The following is a 17241-nucleotide window of genomic DNA, read 5'->3' as shown; positions in this document are numbered from 1 at the left end:
CTCCGGCAGCGAGCCTGTAGGAATCGCGCCACTGCAGCCATTGGTCAAATCGATACTGTCAATGGAACGATAGGCTGGAACTATCTTCCAGTCGGCCGATCGGCCAGCACGGTTTCCATGAAAGCCTCGATCTTCGGCGAATTGCGCCGCTCCTGCAGGCAGGCCAGCCGGTATTCGGTGCGTATCGCGGCATCGGAGATGGCGATGGTTGTGAGCCGGGGGTGGGCGACGAACTCGAAATCGGCGACTACGCCGATGCCAAGTCCGCGCTCGACGGCCTTCCAGATGCCCTCGCGCGATCCGATTTCCAGAAACGGCCTGATCTCGACGCCCGCCGCCTCGGCAGCGCGTTCGAGTGCGCGGCGAGTCGTCGAGCCGGTCTCGCGCAGGATGAGCGGCTGGTCGGCCAGCTCGGCGATCGACACCGCGTCGCGCGCGTTCCATGGATGGTCGGTGTTGACGAAGACGACGACCTCGTGGGTGCTGAACGGCACCGAATGGACGCGCGGATCGTCGACCACATGGGCGAGTATCGCTACATCCGCCTCCAGCTCGAGGATGCGCTGCAGCGTCTGGTCCGAATTTCCGAGCAGCATGCTGACCTTGATCGCGGGATAGGCGGCGAGGAAGCGGGCGATCATGTCCGTCGCGTGGAAAGGCCCGACGGCGGCGACACGCAACTGCCCGATCGTCAGATGGCCGCTGCTCAGCAGAAGCTCGTCGGCCTCCTCGGTCAGCTTCATGATCCTGCGGCTGATGTCGAACAGCGCCGCGCCCGTCTCCGTCAGCTCGACGCGACGGCCGCGGCGCACGAGGAGCTCCACGCCGTAACGCTCTTCCAACTCCTTCACCTGCGTCGTGACGGTGGGCTGGCTGATGTTGAGCGCCTGCGCGGCAGCCGTGAAGCCGCGATGCTCGGCCACTGCATGGAAGGAACGGAGATGGGTGAAAACTATAGCCACAGTCAATGATAGTGGCCGGAAATTTGTATTAGTCAATGGAATGCAAGTCGGTCACGGTTCGAGGCGCAAGAACATTCAACGCAGGAAATCGCCGTGTGGTCCTATCGTAACCCGGTCGACGTCCAGTTCGGATACGGAAGCTTTTCAAAGCTCGGTTCGCTGCTGAACGGGCGTCCCTATGTGCTCGTCACTTATGGCGAACCCTACTTCCGAAGCCTGGCCTCCGCGCTGGAAAAGAGCGCGGGAAAGCCGCTGCTGGTCGTCGAGGACATCGCGCCGAACCCGGACATCGCGTTGCTCGAAGGTCAGGTGGCGCGGTTCGCCGCATTTGACGCAACGCCGGTGATCGTTGCGCTCGGCGGCGGCTCTGTGATCGATTCCGCCAAGGTTTTCGCCGCCGCCCGCGGTGATTTCGCCGCGATGGACGCATTCCTGAAGAAGCGCGCCGGCGCAGAGACACTTTCGCCCTGGCCGCTGATCGCCGTGCCGACCACGGCAGGAACCGGCAGCGAGGTGACCTGCTGGGGCACGGTCTGGGACAACGCGGCCGGCAGCAAATACTCGCTGGCGCATCCGGGGCTCTATCCCGAGGTGGCGCTCGTCGACCCGGACCTGATGGCCGGCAAGCCGCGCGAACTGACGATCCAGACCGGGCTCGATGCACTCTCGCATTCGCTTGAAAGCCTCTGGAACCGCAATTCGAATCCCGTTTCGGCGGCCCATGCGGTGGCCGCCGCGCGTGGCGTTCTCTCAACGCTGCCGGCGCTTGCCGGCGACCTGCGCAACCCTCAACTTCGTGAGCGTATGGCGCGTGCCGCCACGCTGGCCGGCTTCGCATTCTCCAACACCAAGACGGCGATCGCGCACTCGCTTTCCTATCCGATCACACTCAAACATGGCGTGCCGCACGGCATCGCCTGCTCGTTCTCGCTGCCGATGATCATCCGCAGCGTCGCCGGGCAGGGGGGCATCTGCGAGGAGGGGCTGCGCTCGATCTTCGGGACGGACGCAGCCGGTGCGGCGGAGCGCCTCGAGACCACGCTCGACAAGCTCGGGGTTTCGACCGATTTCCGCGCCTATGGCATCGACGATGCGGAGTGGCGCGCGCTTATCGATACCGCGTTCGAGGGAGAGCGCGGCCAGAACTTCATCGGCAGGCGGGAGGATCTCATTGCCGTTGCGGGACTGGAGGGCGGCGGCCGCAAGGCGGTGGCCTGACGGGAATTTCGGGTGTCTGCATTGCGCAGCACGCCCGTCTGGATTGACGCTCAAAAGGGAGGAGCAAAACATGAAGCCTGCTACCCGCATACTCGCATCACTGGCGACCGCCGGCGCGGTCGTCGCCTACGCATCGGCTGCCCTCGCACAGGAGTGCAAGGATCCCGGCCAGCTCGTCTTTTCGATCATTCCGACCGAGGAGACGACGCAGGAACTCGACATCTACAAGCCGCTTCTCGACGCCCTGAAGGAGAAGACCGGCAAGAGCGTCGAGTTCTTCATGCCGACATCCTACGCCTCGGTGATCGAAGGCATGGTCAACGGATGGGTGCATATCGGCGTCCACGGCCCGAATTCCTATGTGCTCGCCAGGGAAAAGGACCCGAACCTGGAGGTTTTTGCGACCTACACCAAGGTGAAGGGTCATTTCCAGGAGGAAGGGCCAGGCTATCGCGCCGTGCTGGTGGTGCGGTCCGACTCGAAATTCGACAGCATCGAGTCGCTGAAGGGCACCATTGTCGGTCTCGCCGATCCCGCCAGCACGTCAGGAAACCTGATGCCGCGCATGGTCTTCGGAGAGGAGATTGGGACCGGACCGGAGCTGGAGCAGTATTTCTCCAAGGTCGTCTATACCGGCGGCCATGACCAGTCCGCTCTAGCAGTGAAGGAAGGCCGCGTCGACGACGCCTTCGTAGCCACCCATCGCCTCGACAACGTCATCGACCGGGGGCTCGCCGCGCCGGAAGATTATCGCGTGCTCTGGCAGTCGGGCATCATCCCGCAGGACCCGATGGTCTATCGCACCGACCTGTGCGCGCCCATCAAGGCCGCGATCAAGGAAGCGTTCCTGACGCTTCACGAAAATGCGGATGCGAAGCCGTTCTTCGACGGCATCAAGTCCACCAAGTTCGTCGCCATGCAGGATTCGGATTACGATATCATCCGCAAGCTGGTCGACGCCGAAAAGAAGGCCGAAGGTCAGTGAGACACGAGGCCGGTATTGTGGAGGGCCGCGCACGCCGCGGCCCTCCCGGACATGAGGAGAACCGCGTGCCTGTGCTCGACGTTCGCAATCTGAAAGTCAGTTACACTTCGAGCGGGCCGCAGATCCTGAAGGGGATCGACTTCTCCGTTGACGGCAGCGATTTCTGCGCGGTCATCGGCCCGAGCGGCGCCGGCAAGTCGACGCTGATCCGCTGCGTCAACCGGCTGGTCGAGCCGACCGAGGGCGACATCGTGCTGTTCGGCCAGAACGTGCGCGCACTGCGCGGCGGCGAGCTTCGGCACCTGCGGCGGCGCATCGGCATGATCTTCCAGGAGTTCAACCTGGTGAATCGCATGTCGGTGATGGACAACGTCCTGTCCGGCCGGCTCGGCTACACCGGGGCCTTCCGCTCTTTCTTCAAGGCGTTTCCGCGCGAGGACATCGACCGCGCGCTGCATCTTCTGGAGCGTGTCGGGCTGCAGGACCATGTCGACAAGCGCGCCGACGCCCTTTCGGGTGGCCAGCGCCAGCGCGTCGGCATTGCCCGCGCACTGATGCAGAAGCCGGAAATCCTGCTGCTGGACGAGCCGACTTCGGCGCTGGATCCCAAGATCTCTCGCGATGTCATGGGGCTCATTCGCGAGCTTGCCGACGAGTTCAAGGTACCGGTGCTCTGCAACATTCACGACGTGCAGCTTGCGCTGGAAACCTGCAACCGCATCATCGGCATGCAGGACGGCTACAAGAAGTTCGACGGGCCGTCGAAGGGCATGCGCAAGCAGGACCTCGACGAGATCTACGCGATGGAGGTGCTGTGATGAGCGTCGCAGCACCGGCCGTCTCCGAACACGGGTTCGATGCATGGGTCGCGCACAAGCGCGGCCGCCGCATCAACAACTGGCTGCTGGTGGCGGCTGCCCTTGCCGTGCTCGGCTGGTGTTTCTGGGACACCATCATGGTCGATACCGACTGGGCGCGCATGGGCGGCGCGCTGGGCATAGGCGGCACGCTGGAACGCTTCCTGTGGATCGACTGGTCGCTGGTGCCGCACCTGATCGTGCCGGCGCTGGAAACACTGATGATGGCGACGCTGGGCACGTTGCTCGGCTGCGTGCTCTCGCTGCCGGTGGCGTGGTTCGGCGCCGCCAACGTCACGCCGAGCAAATATTTCTTCTACCCCGTCGGCCGCTTCCTGATGGTGCTGTCGCGCTCGATCCACGAGATCATCTGGGCGCTGCTGTTCGTCGGCGCGGTAGGGCTGGGTGCGCTTCCGGGCATTCTCGCGGTCGCCATGCGCTCGATCGGCTTCATTTCGAAGATCACCGCCGAGGCGATCGAGAACATCGATCCCAAGCCCGGGGAGGCGATCCGCGCCGTCGGCGGCAACCAGTTCCAGGTTATGTATTACGGTATAGTGCCGCAAATCCTGCCGGTCATCATCGGCACCATCATCTTCGAGTGGGACATCAACATCCGCCGTTCCGCCATCATGGGGCTGGTGGGCGCGGGCGGGCTCGGCCTCGTGTTCTTCCGCCAGATGGCGATGTTCAACTATGGCGGCGTGACGCTGGTGGTGCTGGCCGTGCTGGTGCTGATCGCGATCGGCGAGGTCGTCTCGCACTATGCCCGCAAGGCCGTGATCTGAGGAGGGCGCCATGACCGTCGTTACCGCCGAAACCGTCGCCGCGCCACGCAGGAGCTGGTCGCGCTACCGTCACCCAGAGGCAACGATCCGCTTCGCGGTCATGCTGGCCGTTCTCGCATTCCTCGGCTGGTCGATCGCGTTCCTCAACATCGACCTGTCGCGCGTGCTTGGGGCCTTTCCCCGGCTCGCCGAGATTCTGGCGACGCGCTATTTCCCGCCGGATCTTGGCTACGTCTCCGATGCCGATTTCATCCATTCGGTGATCCGCACGCTGGAAATGTCGCTGCTGGGCGGTTTCCTGGGCGTGGTCTGCTCCATCCCGCTTGCGTGGCTTGCGGCGCGCAACATCACGATCGGCCGCCGGATCGCCTATCCCTTCGGGCGTTTCGCGATCATGGGCAGCCGGTCGATCCACGAGACGATCTGGACGATTCTGTTCGTGACCGTGCTGGGCTTCGGCATGCTGGCCGGCACGCTGGCGCTGACGGTGTTCTGCATCGGCTTTGCCGGCAAGCTGTTCGCCGACGAGCTGGAGGCGATCGACATGGGGCCGGTGGAAGCCATGCGCTCGGTGGGGGCAAGCCCGCTGCAGGTCTTCCAGTATGCGGTGCTGCCACAGGTGCGCGTCGCCTTCACCGGCATCGCCATCTACACCTGGGACGTCGCCTTCCGTGCCGCGACCGTGGTCGGCTTCTTCGGCGGCGGCGGCATGGGCTGGTACCTGAAACGCACCACACAGCAGCTCGAAAGCCAGCGCGTCGCCGCGATCCTGCTCGTGATCATCGCCCTCGTGCTGCTCGCCGAAATCGGCTCCGGCTGGCTGCGGAGGAAGATCGCCGCGATGCGGTAGGGGTGAGTCTGGAAGCGGACGGTTACGATAAGGACGCCGGCAGCGGCGAGCCTATAATGTTTCGCCAGTTGACGCTGTGGTCAGAATGCCAAGTCGTGGATTAGGATGTCCATCGTCAAGTGGTGGGGGGAGCGATGCTGCGCGAAAGAATTCTGCGCCATGCAATTGGCGTGGTGAGTCACAGGCCAGCAGGCAGGAGCATTCCCCTTACTTCACCTGAAGCGGACAACAACAACGTTTACACCGCCCGCGCGAAAATTGGAGAAGTCGATTACGTTTTTGTTGTTACCGGAAATGTATTGCCGGAAGGAATTGAAGGAGTTTGGTTTAACGGACATGGTCAAGGAGGAATGGATTGCGTTCTTTTGAATCGAAGTCTCGATGAATTTACATTCCGGATTTCTCATTATTATCGTGGATTCGAGATTTACTATTTTTCGCCTTGGCGCTTCCTGCTGCACCATTATACCCATTTTGCTTGGTTCATTCTCTGGCGGGATCGGATAGCGCAGGCGTTTTTCAACCGAAAGAGGCTTGTACGAAAGGATCGGATGGATGCCCTCCGATACATCTACGAGCAAACGCTACGAGACCAGACATTTCAAACGTCCGGTTTTGATCTGATGACGAAACTCTATTCCAAACGGTGGATACGTCATCCCCGCCAGCAAGAAATGCATGCCTATTACAATCTCCTTCTGGACGCGCTTTGCGGAGATGGCGATATTAAGAGGGGGCAGTATTCATACACGCTAGAGTCCCGGGCACTTCGGACGCTATCGGAGTTTGAAGAGGATGAGCGGCGACATCGCGACAACAAGCGTCACCAGACAATCCTTGCGATACTCACCGCTGCCCTGATTCTCGTAGGTCTCCCACAAGCTATAAGTAGCGGAGTTCAGGCCTATCGGTACTTCGTGGCATCTGATGCAGAAACAAATGCCTCCTCTCCAACGCCCGATGTCACCTATAGGTGACAAACTTAAATTGCGATGACGTGCGGGGAAGGCGGTTTGGCCTGAAACGCTTTCCACAGCTTGTTGGTACAAAACGCAACATGCGGTCAAATTTGTTGTCTGCCGAGGCGCGAAGTCGAAGCATTTTTATTCAATGATTTCAAGGGCTTGGAAGGTGGCTGGGGAACCTGGATTCGAACCAGGACTAACGGAGTCAGAGTCCGTGGGTCTACCGTTAACCTATTCCCCAACACGGCACATTGGCCGGGTTCGCCCTGAAACGGGCGGCGGTGCAGCTTGGGCGGCACCGAATGCGCCCGATATAGCCACGGACGGCGAATAGTCAACCCCAAACCGTCGCAGGGCCGCCGCGCTTTTCGCGGGGATTGGCGGTGGGGCGGGCCTTGCGCCTCCGTTGCGAAAATTTCGCCGGTACACGCACTTGGTGTTTCGCATCGGCGCTGATACTCTGTCGCCAACAGAAAAGACGAGTGCGCCTGCTGCGTCCTTTTGGTTCGCGCGGCGCTGAAGGATAGCCAGTGAAAGACCCCGATTCGGGCGCGGATGCGTCGCAGGGCGGGGCGTCTGGCGGCGTGGGCGGGCCGGTCGAGGCCGCCGCGCCGCATTCCGGACACCCCAGCAGCCGGAGCCAGGGCAATCCTGCGCCGGCACGGGATGGTCGTGACGCCGCTCCCGGAAAAGGCCAATCCAGAAAACGCCGCAAGCGACGCCGTGGCCGCAAGGTTTTCGCGCGCGACGGCGTGACGCCGGGCGGCGGCGCCAACCCCGGTGCGGCACAGCCGGCCTCAGCAGGCGGACAGGCAGTTGAGGGCAAGGGAGTGACCGACGCACCGGCAGCGCCGCAGGGCCAGCCGGGCATAGGCAAGGGTGGCGCGGCCGGAGGGCAACATGCGGCCAACGGCCAGCGGTCTCGCGCGGCCGACCTTCCCGTCTATGCGGCGCTTGACCTCGGAACCAACAATTGCCGGCTGCTGGTGGCGATCCCGCAGCGGCCGGGACAGTTTCGCGTCATCGACGCATTCTCACGCATCGTGAGGCTGGGCGAGGGGCTTTCGGCCAGCGGCCGGCTCGGTCAGCCGGCGATGGACCGCGCCGTCGAGGCGCTGAAGGTCTGCGCCGACAAGCTGCAGTCGCGGCAGGTGCGCAAGGCGCGGCTGATCGCCACCGAAGCCTGCCGCTCGGCCGAAAACGGCGCCGAGTTCATCGCCCGCGTCGAGACAGAGGCCGGGCTGAAGCTGGAGATCATCGACCGCAAGACCGAGGCGCGACTCGCCGTTTCCGGCTGCGGCTCGCTGGTAGAGCGCGGCACGGATGGCGTGGTGCTGTTCGACATCGGCGGCGGCTCTTCCGAGATCGCGCTGATCGACGTTTCGCGCCACCGCACGCCAAGGCTTGCCAACCACATCGTCTCGTGGACCTCGCTGCCGGTCGGTGTCGTCTCGCTTGCCGAGCGGTTCGGCGGCCGGCACGTGACGCCCGCAATCTTCGAGGCGATGGTGGAGGAGGTGTCGGGCATGCTCGACCGCTTCGAGGGCCGGACAAGGCTTTCGCATCTGGCGGCTGGCGAGCGTTTCCACCTGCTCGGCACATCCGGAACGGTGACGACGCTGGCAGGCGTGCATCTGGGACTGGAGCGCTACGACCGCCGCCGCGTCGACGGCTTGTGGATGGACAATGGACATGTCGACGCGATGATCGAGAAGCTGCTTGGCTGGGGTTTCGAGGAGCGCATGGCGAACCCCTGCATCGGGCCGGACCGGGCGGACCTCGTGCTCGCGGGCTGCGCGATCCTGGAGGCAATCCGCCGCCACTGGCCGTCGGAGCGCCTGCGCGTCGCCGACAGGGGCCTGCGCGAGGGCATGCTTTCAGAGCTGATGGCCGACGACGGCGCGTGGCGCCGCAACCGCCGCAGGGGAGCGTTCGGGCGATGAAGAAGCCGGGCAAAAGCGGGGCGTCGGGCGGCGGGGGTGCGCGCGCGCTGAAGACGCGGATCAAGAAGAAGAGCGGGCTGAAGAATTCGTCGCGCCGCTGGCTGGAGCGTCATCTCAACGATCCCTACGTTCACCGCTCCAAGGCGGAAGGCTATCGCTCGCGCGCGGCGTTCAAGCTGATCGAGATCGACGACCGGCACAAGCTGCTGAAGCCCGGCCAGCGCGTGATCGACCTGGGGGCTGCACCCGGCGGCTGGCTGCAGGTGGCGGCGGCACGGGTAAAGTCGCCGGAGGATGCGCCGACCGTCGTCGGCATCGACTATCTGGAGATGGACCCGGTGCCGGGCTCCGCGATCCTGCAGATGGATTTTCTCGACGACGAGGCGCCGGCGCGGCTGATGGAGACGCTGGGCGGCGCGCCCGACCTGGTCGTTTCCGACATGGCCGCGCCGACGACGGGGCACCGCCGCACCGACCACATCCGCACCATGCATCTGTGCGAAGTCGCGGCCGATTTCGCGATCCAGGTACTGAAGCCCGGCGGGCATTTTCTGGCGAAGACTTTCCAGGGCGGCACGGAAGGCGGGCTGCTCGACCTTCTCAAGCGCAATTTCCGCACGGTGCATCACGTCAAGCCACCGGCCTCGCGTGACGAGTCGGTCGAGCTCTACATCCTCGCCAAGGACTTCAAGGGCAGGGCGGAAACGGACCCTCAGTCGACCGAGTGAGGGCTTTCCTGCGGTGGCTGTTTCTTGCGGACATGGCCGGATACGGTCAGACCTGCGTCTGGCGACAACCACAGGATCGGCAGCACCGCGCATCCAGCAAGCAGGGCGACGCCGATGAAGGCCGGGCCGAAGGCAGCCAACCCCGTAGGCTCGCCGGTCAGCACGTGGTGTGCCTCCAGCATCATGCCGGCGAAGGCTACGCCCATGGCGATGGAAATCTGCTGCGCCACCGAGGCAATCGCTGTTGCCTGACTCGCCTGCCGGTCGTCGATCTCGGCGAAGACCAGCGCGTTGTTGGAGGTGAAGAACAGCGACCGCGTGAAGCCGGCCGCCACCAGCACCGCTATGATGACCCAGTAAGGCGTCGCCGGGGTGAAGAAGGCGTTGGCGCCCATCAGGAGCGCGCCGGCGATCGTCGCGAAGATCAGCACATTGCGGAAGCCGGCGAACCGCAGGGCGGTCGTCGCCACGAATTTCAGCGCGATCGCGCCCAATGCGCTTGCAAAGGTCAACATGCCGGATTCGAACGGGCTGAGGCCGAAGCCGAGCTGGAACATCAGCGGCAGCAGGAACGGCACCGCGCCGATGCCGATGCGGAAGATGGTGCCCGATAGGATCGCGATGCGCGGGGCTGGGTGGTCGAACAGCCGAAGGTCGAGGATCGGTGTGGCGATGCGCCTTGCGTGGCGCACATAGAGCACGGCGGCCGCGATGCCGAGGCTGAGCGTTGCGACGCCGACGAGCGGGGGCAGGGCAGGCATGCTGACCACCGAAAGGCCGAAGACGACGCCGGCGGCAGCAAGTGCCGACAGGAAGAAGCCGGTCCAGTCTATGCGGGCGACGGGCGAGGGCGGCATATCCGGCAGCACGTAGCCGGAGACGATCACGCCGAGCAGGCCGATCGGGATGTTGATCAGGAAAATCCAGTGCCAGGTGAAGAAGGTGGTGATGAAGCCGCCGACCGGCGGACCGATCAGCGGGCCGATCAATGCGGGCACGGTCAGCCAGGCCATGGCGGAAACTAGCTGGCTGCGCTGTGTGGAACGCACCAGGACGAGGCGACCGACCGGCGTCATCATCGCACCGCCCATGCCTTGCAGGAAGCGTGCGGCCACGAATGCGCCGAGCGAGCCGGCCATCGCGCAGGCAAGCGAGCCCAGCATGAAGACGACGATGGCGATGCGGAACACACGCTTGGCGCCGAAGCGGTCGGCCATCCAGCCCGAGACGGGAATGAAGATCGCAAGCGCGACGAAGTAGCTGGTCAGCGCGAGCTTGAGCGTGATCGGGCTGGTGCCGATGTCGGCAGCAATGGCCGGTAGCGATGTGGCGATGACGGTCGAATCCATCTGCTCCATGAACAGCGCGACCGCCAGAATGAGCGGGATGGCGCGGTTCAACGGACGAGCCAGTCGGCGGGAGCGCGCCGGGACAACGGCGCAGGATGGTCGGACATGACGGCGGGTTAGCACAGGGGTGCGGGCGTCATCAATCCATAAGGCTATCTTATCATCTCTTTCCGTGTTCGGTTGCGGTGGCGACCATCTCACGAAACCTCACGTTGCTGTGAGGCCCTTGCCGCCGCCGCCGAGGTTGCCATGTTCGCAGCATCGACATTTGAACGGAGGGAGTGGCAAGATGATGCCAACGGCAGATCGCAGATCGGTTCTCAAGATGAGCGTAGCGGGTACGGCGGCGGTTCTGGCAACGCCGCAGATCATGGTGCGGGCCGCGCATGCCCAGGCGCCGATGACGGACGTGGGCAATGCCGGCTTCCATCGTTTCAATCTCGGCGGCTTCGAGGTGACGGCGATCCTCGACGGGTTGCGGCCGGGCGATGGGCCGCATCCGACCTTCGGCGAGGATCAGGATGCCGAGGCCATGGCTGCGTTGCTGGAGGAAAATTTCCTGCCCGCGGGCCGATATGTGAACAGCTTCACGCCGACGCTGGTCAATACCGGGTCCGAACTGGTGCTTTTCGACACAGGCCTGGGGGCAGCCGCGCGCGAAGGCGGTATGGGGCAACTCCGTCCCAGGCTGGAGGCATCGGGCTATAGCGCCGATGACGTGTCGGTCGTCGTTCTCACCCACTTTCACGGCGATCATATCGGCGGGGTGATGGAAGACGGTGCCCCGACATTTTCCAATGCACGCTACGTGACCGGACAGGCTGAGTACGATTTCTGGACAGCCGACGAACGCCTGTCGGGGCCGACCGAGAACTCGGCGCGGGCAGTGCAGGCCAACGTCGTGCCGCTGGCGGAGAAGATGACCTTCCTGGGCGATGGCGACGAGGTGGTGCCGGGCATAAACGCGATGCTGGCCACCGGCCACACGCCGGGCCACATGATCTTCAACCTGGAATCCGAAGGCAAGCGGCTCGTGCTGACCGCCGACACGGCCAACCACTACGTGGCCTCGCTGCAGCGTCCCGACTGGCACGTGCGTTTCGATATGGACAAGGAGGAGGCGGCGGCGACGCGCCGGCGCGTGTTCGACATGATCGCGGCCGACCGGGTTCCGTTCCTCGGCTACCACATGCCGTTCCCGGCGCTCGGCTATGCCGAACCTCTCGACCAGGGCTATCGGTTCGTGCCTGTGAGCTATCAGATGATGCTTTAGGGGCGTGTCTCGGCCATAGCCAGCCAGCCGACCCTTTGCAGAACGATCCTTGCAAGTTCTGCAGGGCCTTTGCCGTCGGTGGGCAAGACGATCTTGTCCCCCGCGTGCTCCGCGCCGATACGCTTGGCCTGGCGGAGCGAGCGCTCCGCCTGCTCTTCCGCACCTGTGCCTGTTTCGCGTTGTGCAATACGTGCCAGCAGCTCCGGCTCCGGCTCCGTCGCCGACAGCCGGACAACTGTGATCTGTGCGTCGGGAATGGCGGCGAGAATCCATCGCCGGTCGAAGTCGAGATGCATCATGACGCCTGACATAATGAGGCGCGTCTGCCCCAGCGCGCGGTAGGTCGACCAGACCGCGGCTAGGTTGATTGTGCTGATGTCTATGGTGCCGGGCCGGATCTTGTCGAGGTCTTCCCGGCTCGGCCGAGGGAAAACCCTGTCGAGCTCGTCGGACTCGACAACTGCATGCGCGATCTCTGCGGTCGCGAGTTGCGCGCTTATTTCCCAGCAAAGCGTCGATTTGCCGACGCCGGCAGGTCCAGTAATCAGCAGAAGCTGCATGTGACGGTCACCTGACGTGCGCAATGAAGGGATGGTTCGGAGGAGCGGATATTCACGTAAGCCCTGGCCGCACCCTTACAGATGCCCGGCGTCGACGATAAGCGTCTGGGCGGTCATCATGCGCGAGGCGTCCGAAGCCAGAAACAGGCAAGGACCGACGAGGTCTGTTGGCTGCATCTCCTCTTTCAGGCATTGCCGTTCGACATGCGCGGAAAGCCCGTCCGGTGTGACCCATAGTTCGCGCTGGCGTTCCGTCATCACCCAGCCCGGCGCGATCGCATTGACGCGGATGCGGTCCGGGCCGAGCTTGCCGGCCAGTCCCTTGGTGAGCCCGATGATGCCCGCTTTCGCCGCCGTGTAGGACGGCATGTCGGGATGGTTGATCATGAAGGAGGTGGAGGTGAAGTTGATGATCGAGCCGCCGCCGGCGGCCTTCATGCCCGGCGCCACGGCCTGAGCGGTGAAGAAATGCGGCCGCAGGTTGATGGCCTGATTATCATCCCAATAGTCGACGGTGACGTCGGCGATCTCGTGGCGCTGGTCGTATGCCGCATTGTTGACCAGCACCGTGACGGGCCCGTGCGCCTCCGCCGCTTCGGCGGCTGCCTGGCGCAAGGCGTCGATGTCGCGCAAGTCCGCTTGCAGGAAGAGCGCGCTCAGCCCGGCATCCCGCAGGCGCGCAGCCAGCGTCGCTGAGGCCTCGCGCGCGATGTCGATGAAGGCCACCTTGCAGCCCTGCCGCGCGAAGCCTTCAGTCAGTGCCGCACCTATTCCCGAGCCACCGCCGGTGATCAGTACGGACCTGCCTTCGAGGTCGGGGTGTCTGACAGATGGCATCATGGCATTCCCTTTCATTTCGGCGCGCCGGCTACCGCATGCGGCGGTCTCACGTCACCAGCTTGCGTTCGGCGAAGCGGGATTCGCGCCAGAGGCCGCTTTCCATGATCGCTTCGAGGGTTGCGGCGGCGCCCCATACATCCTCGAAGCCGACATAGAGCGGGGTGAAGCCGAAGCGAAGGATATTGGGGGCGCGGAAGTCCCCGACGACGCCGCAGGTGATCAGCGCCTGCATGATCGGCCAGCCGTGTTCATGGGTAAGCGCGACCTGGCTGCCCCGCTCGGCCTCGTTCCTGGGTGTGATGACCTTGAGGCCGTGCCTGGCAAGTTTCTCGTCGGCCAGCTCCATGAAATAGCCGGTGAGTTTCAGCGACTTGGCGCGCAAGGATTCCATGTCGGTGCGCTCGAAGACAGCGAGGCTTTCAAGCAAGGGCAGGTAGGACAGAACGGGCGGCGTGCCGACCCGGAACTTCTCGATCGTTGCCGACGGTGCGAAGTCGACCTCGAAGGCGAAGGGCGCGGCATGACCCTGCCATCCCGTCAGCGGATTGCCGGCACTGGCCAGATGGCGGGAGGCGACGAACAACCATGCCGGCGCGCCGGGGCCGCCGTTCATGTATTTGTAGGAACAGCCGACGGCGAAGTCGGCGTTGCAGCCGTTGAGGTCGACCGGCAGCGCGCCAAGCGAATGGCACAGATCCCAGATGACCAGCGCGCCGGCTTCGTGGATGGCCCTGGTGACGCGCGCCATGTCGCGCAGGCGGCCGGTGCGGTAGTTGACCTGGCTCAGGCACACGACCGCCGTGTCCGGCCCGAGCAGCGCAAGCACGGATTCGTCGTCATCGTCGGCGAGCGCCATCTGCGCTTGCGGGAACACGTTGGCGATCGCGCCCTGGAGGATATGGACGTCGGTCGGAAAATTGTTGCGCTCGGAGATGACGCCGTTGCGATCCGGACGCATGCGCATCGCCGCGCAGAAAACCTTGTAGAGATTGACCGAAGTGGAGTCGGCGGCCAGCACCTCGCCGGGCTTCGCGCCCATCAGAGGCGCCAGCCGGTCGCCGACCGTAACCGGCAGCATGTGCCAGTTGCGGCCATTCCAGCTCCGGATCAGGTCCTTCGCCCAGCCTTCCGAAAGGGCCTCGGCCATGGCCGGGCCGACGGAGGCCGGCATCGCGCCCAGCGAATTGCCGTCGAGATAGATCTCGCCGGCAGGCAGGGCAAAGAGACCGCGTATCGGGGCCAGCGCATCCTGCCGGTCCATGTCGCGGGCCCTGTCGAGCCCGGCGGAGGCTGCTTCGCGGGCGGCCTTGACCCTGTCTATGGTGGTGGACATTACGCCTCCTACAGTACCGAAACGACCTTCGTGGCTAGCGCGTCGAGCCGGTCGCCGGGCAGGCCGGCGACGTTGAAGCGGCTGTCGCCGACGATGTACACGCCGTGCTCGGCGCGTAGCCGGGACACCTGCTCGCCGGTGAGGCCAAGCCTCGAGAACATGCCGCGCTGGCGGGCGATGAAATCGAAGCGATCGGAATTGGACTGGCGGCGCAGCGCCTCGGCAAAGCCTTCACGCAGGCTCAGCATGCGCAGGCGCACGGCTTCCAGCTCCGCCTTCCAGTCGGCGCGCAGGTCGTCGTCTTCGAGCACAATGCGCACGCATGCAGCTGCGTGGTCCGGCGGCATCGACCAGATGCCGCGCGCAAGGCCGAGCAACTGGCCATAGGCGGTGTCCGCCTCGGCGGCATTGCGGCCGAGCAGCAGCGCCGCGCCGGCCCGGTCGCGATAGACGGAGAAGTTCTTGGAGCAGCTTGCGGCGGCGAGGAGCTCCGGCACGTGGGCTGCGAGAATGCGCAGGCCGGCGGCATCCGTTTCCAGTCCGTCGCCGAACCCCTGATAGGCGATGTCGACGAAAGGCGTCAGGCCGCGTTCGGTGAGCAGGGCGGCCACCGCCTCCCACTGCGTCGTCGACAGGTCGGCACCGGTGGGGTTGTGGCAGCAGCCGTGCAGCAGCACCACGTCGCCGGGCGCCGCGCCCTTGAGCACCTCGATCATCGCGTCGAAACGTACGCTGCCGGTCGTGCTGTCGAAATAGGGGTAGGTGCGCGCGGTCAAGCCCGCGGCGCGCAGGATCGGCATGTGGTTGGGCCAGGTCGGGTCCGGCACCCACACGGTGGTATCGGGGCGCGAAGCCGCGATCAGGTCGGCCAGCAGCCGCAGCGCGCCGGTGCCGCCTGGTGTCTGCGCCGCGCGCAAGCGAGGGCGTTCCGCCTTGTCGCCGAAAACAAGGCCGATCATCAGCTCGTTGAACACGACGTCACCGGCAAGCCCGAGATAGCTCTTGCTGGCCTGCGTCTTGTGGAGCCGTCGCTCGGCCTCGCGGACCGCGCGCATGACCGGGGTCTTGCCGTCGACGTCCTTGTAGACGCCGACACCGAGGTCGAGCTTGTCGGTGCGCGGATCGTCGCGATAGAGCGACATGAGCATGAGGATGCCGTCGGGTGCGGCGGGTTGAAGCGTCTCGAACATGGGGCCCTCCGAAGAACGGCGCCACAAAGCCCTAAATCGTTCGGTCGCGCAACAGATTTGGTCGCATCCATGGTTGTGCCAGCGCTCGGCGCGGCCTTAGATCGCAGTCGGCGCGATGTCGCCAGCGAGAGGGGACATGTGACCAGACATTATTCCGCGTTCGGGTTGTTGCGCGAAGGCCTTCGCGGCCATAGCGGCTGGCAGCCGGCCTGGCGCTCGCCGCAACCGAAGCCACGCTACGACGCCGTCATCATCGGCGGCGGCGGGCAGGGGCTGGCTACCGCTTATTACCTTGCCAAGAACCACGGCATCACCAATGTCGCCGTGCTGGAGAAAGGCTGGCTGGGTGGCGGCAATACCGGCCGCAACACCGCGACCATCCGCTCCAACTATTTCTATCCCGAAAGCGTGGCGCTCTACGATTTCTCGCTCAAGCTCTATGAGGGGCTTTCGCGGGAACTCAACTACAACGTTATGCTGTCACAGCGCGGCGTTGTCACAGTCGCCAGTTCGCCGGCCGAGATGGAGATGGCGGCGCGGCTCGTCAATGCGATGCAGATCAACGGCACCGATGCCGAACTGCTCGACCGCGACGGCGTGCTGGGCAAGGCACCGCTTCTCAACACGAGCGACGAAGCGCGCTATCCGATCTTCGGCGGAACATGGCAGGGGCGGGCAGGCGTCGCGCGCCACGATGCCGTTGCCTGGGGCTATGCGCGCGCCGCCGACGGGTTTGGCGTCGACATTGTCCAGAACTGCGAGGTGGCCGGCTTCGTCATCGAGGGTGGCCGATGCGTTGGCGTCGAGACGTCGCTTGGGACAATCCGCACCGATGCAGTGGCGCTCTGCGTTGCCGGTCATTCGAGCGTGCTTGCGGCGAAGGCGGGCTTCCAGCTTCCCGTCCGCTCCTACTCTCTGCAGGCGATGGTGTCGGAACCGGTGAAACCCTGCCTCGACACGGTGGTGCTTTATCCCGGCACCGGCACCTATCTTTTCCAGTCTGACAAGGGCGAGATCGTCCTGGGTGGCGGGCTCGACCGCGTGCCGTCCTATGCGCAGCGCGGCAATCCGCCGATGCAGCAGACGGTCGTCTCCGGCATGCTGGAGATGTTTCCCGCCTTCGGCCAGCTCAAGATGCTGCGGCAGTGGGCAGGCGTGGTCGACGTGGTGCCGGATTCCTCGCCGATCATCGGGCCATCGCCGGTGTCTGGGCTCTACCTGAACGGAGGCTGGGGGACGGGCGGATTCAAGGCGATCCCGGCGGGTGGCTGGCTGACCGCGCATCTGATCGCCACCGGCGAACACCACGAGATCAGCCGTCCCTTCGACCTCGACCGTTTCGCGACCGGCCGCCTCGTCGATGAAGCGGCCGGTTCCGGCATCGCGCATTAGGGGGCGGA

16 protein-coding genes and 1 tRNA gene are annotated in these 17241 nt (G+C 64.5%); 10 read left to right on the top strand and 7 right to left on the bottom strand.

Annotated elements, in window-relative coordinates; translation table 11 throughout:
• Positions 1–80 precede the first annotated feature (80 nt).
• Entirely contained in the window at positions 81–962 is an 882-nt protein-coding gene (locus ACVJNE_RS00210; protein ID WP_499563160.1) for a LysR substrate-binding domain-containing protein, read from the bottom strand.
• A 93-nt stretch (positions 963–1055) separates the two neighbouring features.
• Between ACVJNE_RS00210 and psrA the strand changes: the two genes are divergently transcribed.
• The 6 genes from psrA (at position 1056) to ACVJNE_RS00180 (ending at position 6637) form a co-directional block, all read left to right on the top strand.
• Positions 1056–2180, top strand: coding sequence for an iron-containing alcohol dehydrogenase PsrA (gene psrA / locus ACVJNE_RS00205; RefSeq protein WP_499561928.1), 1125 nt, complete (start codon positions 1056–1058; stop codon positions 2178–2180).
• 70 nt (positions 2181–2250) lie between these two features.
• On the top strand, positions 2251–3165 hold the full coding sequence (locus tag ACVJNE_RS00200; RefSeq protein ID WP_499561926.1) for a phosphate/phosphite/phosphonate ABC transporter substrate-binding protein: 915 nt from the start codon (positions 2251–2253) through the stop codon (positions 3163–3165).
• A 65-nt stretch (positions 3166–3230) separates the two neighbouring features.
• Positions 3231–3983, top strand: a complete 753-nt coding sequence (phnC, locus tag ACVJNE_RS00195; RefSeq protein WP_368804296.1) for a phosphonate ABC transporter ATP-binding protein — start codon at positions 3231–3233, stop codon at positions 3981–3983.
• Positions 3983–4810 carry a phosphonate ABC transporter, permease protein PhnE gene (phnE, locus tag ACVJNE_RS00190; protein WP_499561924.1) on the top strand — a complete coding sequence of 276 codons (828 nt, stop codon included), beginning with the start codon at positions 3983–3985 and terminating at the stop codon, positions 4808–4810. Before phnC ends, phnE (ACVJNE_RS00190) begins: the two co-directional genes overlap by 1 nt.
• Positions 4811–4820: 10 nt before the next feature.
• The gene (phnE, locus tag ACVJNE_RS00185) at positions 4821–5660 is read left to right on the top strand and encodes a phosphonate ABC transporter, permease protein PhnE (RefSeq protein WP_499561922.1); all 840 of its coding nucleotides are present in this window, start codon (positions 4821–4823) and stop codon (positions 5658–5660) included.
• Between the two features lie 134 nt (positions 5661–5794).
• Positions 5795–6637: a hypothetical protein gene (locus ACVJNE_RS00180; RefSeq protein WP_499561920.1), complete on the top strand. Its 843-nt coding sequence runs from the start codon at positions 5795–5797 to the stop codon at positions 6635–6637.
• A gap of 155 nt (positions 6638–6792) precedes the next feature.
• On the opposite strand, the gene ACVJNE_RS00175 is transcribed toward ACVJNE_RS00180, so the two are convergent.
• Positions 6793–6866: transfer RNA gene (locus ACVJNE_RS00175), tRNA-Gln, on the bottom strand.
• A gap of 289 nt (positions 6867–7155) precedes the next feature.
• On the opposite strand from ACVJNE_RS00175, the gene ACVJNE_RS00170 reads away from it, so the two are divergent.
• Complete coding sequence (locus ACVJNE_RS00170) at positions 7156–8568, top strand: Ppx/GppA phosphatase family protein (protein WP_499561918.1); 1413 nt, start codon at positions 7156–7158, stop codon at positions 8566–8568.
• Entirely contained in the window at positions 8565–9296 is a 732-nt protein-coding gene (locus ACVJNE_RS00165; protein ID WP_499561916.1) for an RlmE family RNA methyltransferase, read from the top strand. The genes ACVJNE_RS00170 and ACVJNE_RS00165 overlap by 4 nt, the downstream gene beginning before the upstream one ends.
• On the opposite strand, the gene ACVJNE_RS00160 is transcribed toward ACVJNE_RS00165, so the two are convergent.
• On the bottom strand, positions 9281–10696 hold the full coding sequence (locus tag ACVJNE_RS00160) for an MFS transporter (RefSeq protein ID WP_499561914.1): 1416 nt from the start codon (positions 10694–10696) through the stop codon (positions 9281–9283). The genes ACVJNE_RS00165 and ACVJNE_RS00160 overlap by 16 nt on opposite strands.
• Before the next feature lie 241 nt (positions 10697–10937).
• On the opposite strand from ACVJNE_RS00160, the gene ACVJNE_RS00155 reads away from it, so the two are divergent.
• Positions 10938–11918 carry an MBL fold metallo-hydrolase gene (locus tag ACVJNE_RS00155; RefSeq protein WP_499563158.1) on the top strand — a complete coding sequence of 327 codons (981 nt, stop codon included), beginning with the start codon at positions 10938–10940 and terminating at the stop codon, positions 11916–11918.
• On the opposite strand, the gene ACVJNE_RS00150 is transcribed toward ACVJNE_RS00155, so the two are convergent.
• The 4 genes from ACVJNE_RS00150 to ACVJNE_RS00135 form a co-directional block, all read right to left on the bottom strand.
• The gene (locus ACVJNE_RS00150) at positions 11915–12478 is read right to left on the bottom strand and encodes an ATP-binding protein (protein WP_499561912.1); all 564 of its coding nucleotides are present in this window, start codon (positions 12476–12478) and stop codon (positions 11915–11917) included. The genes ACVJNE_RS00155 and ACVJNE_RS00150 overlap by 4 nt on opposite strands.
• A 75-nt stretch (positions 12479–12553) precedes the next feature.
• Positions 12554–13318, bottom strand: coding sequence for an SDR family NAD(P)-dependent oxidoreductase (locus tag ACVJNE_RS00145; RefSeq protein ID WP_499561910.1), 765 nt, complete (start codon positions 13316–13318; stop codon positions 12554–12556).
• A gap of 46 nt (positions 13319–13364) precedes the next feature.
• Positions 13365–14651 (bottom strand): kynureninase, encoded by a 1287-nt coding sequence (gene kynU, locus ACVJNE_RS00140; protein WP_499561908.1) that lies wholly within the window; start codon positions 14649–14651, stop codon positions 13365–13367.
• A gap of 8 nt (positions 14652–14659) precedes the next feature.
• Positions 14660–15841, bottom strand: coding sequence for an amino acid aminotransferase (locus tag ACVJNE_RS00135; RefSeq protein ID WP_499561906.1), 1182 nt, complete (start codon positions 15839–15841; stop codon positions 14660–14662).
• A gap of 138 nt (positions 15842–15979) precedes the next feature.
• Between ACVJNE_RS00135 and ACVJNE_RS00130 the strand changes: the two genes are divergently transcribed.
• On the top strand, positions 15980–17233 hold the full coding sequence (locus ACVJNE_RS00130; RefSeq protein WP_499561904.1) for a sarcosine oxidase subunit beta family protein: 1254 nt from the start codon (positions 15980–15982) through the stop codon (positions 17231–17233).
• The last annotated feature ends 8 nt before the right edge of the window (positions 17234–17241 follow it).

Source organism: Mesorhizobium sp. DxT (assembly GCF_058448885.1).
Note: the sequence above shows the minus strand (reverse complement) of the source record. Positions and strands in the feature narration are given on the sequence as shown.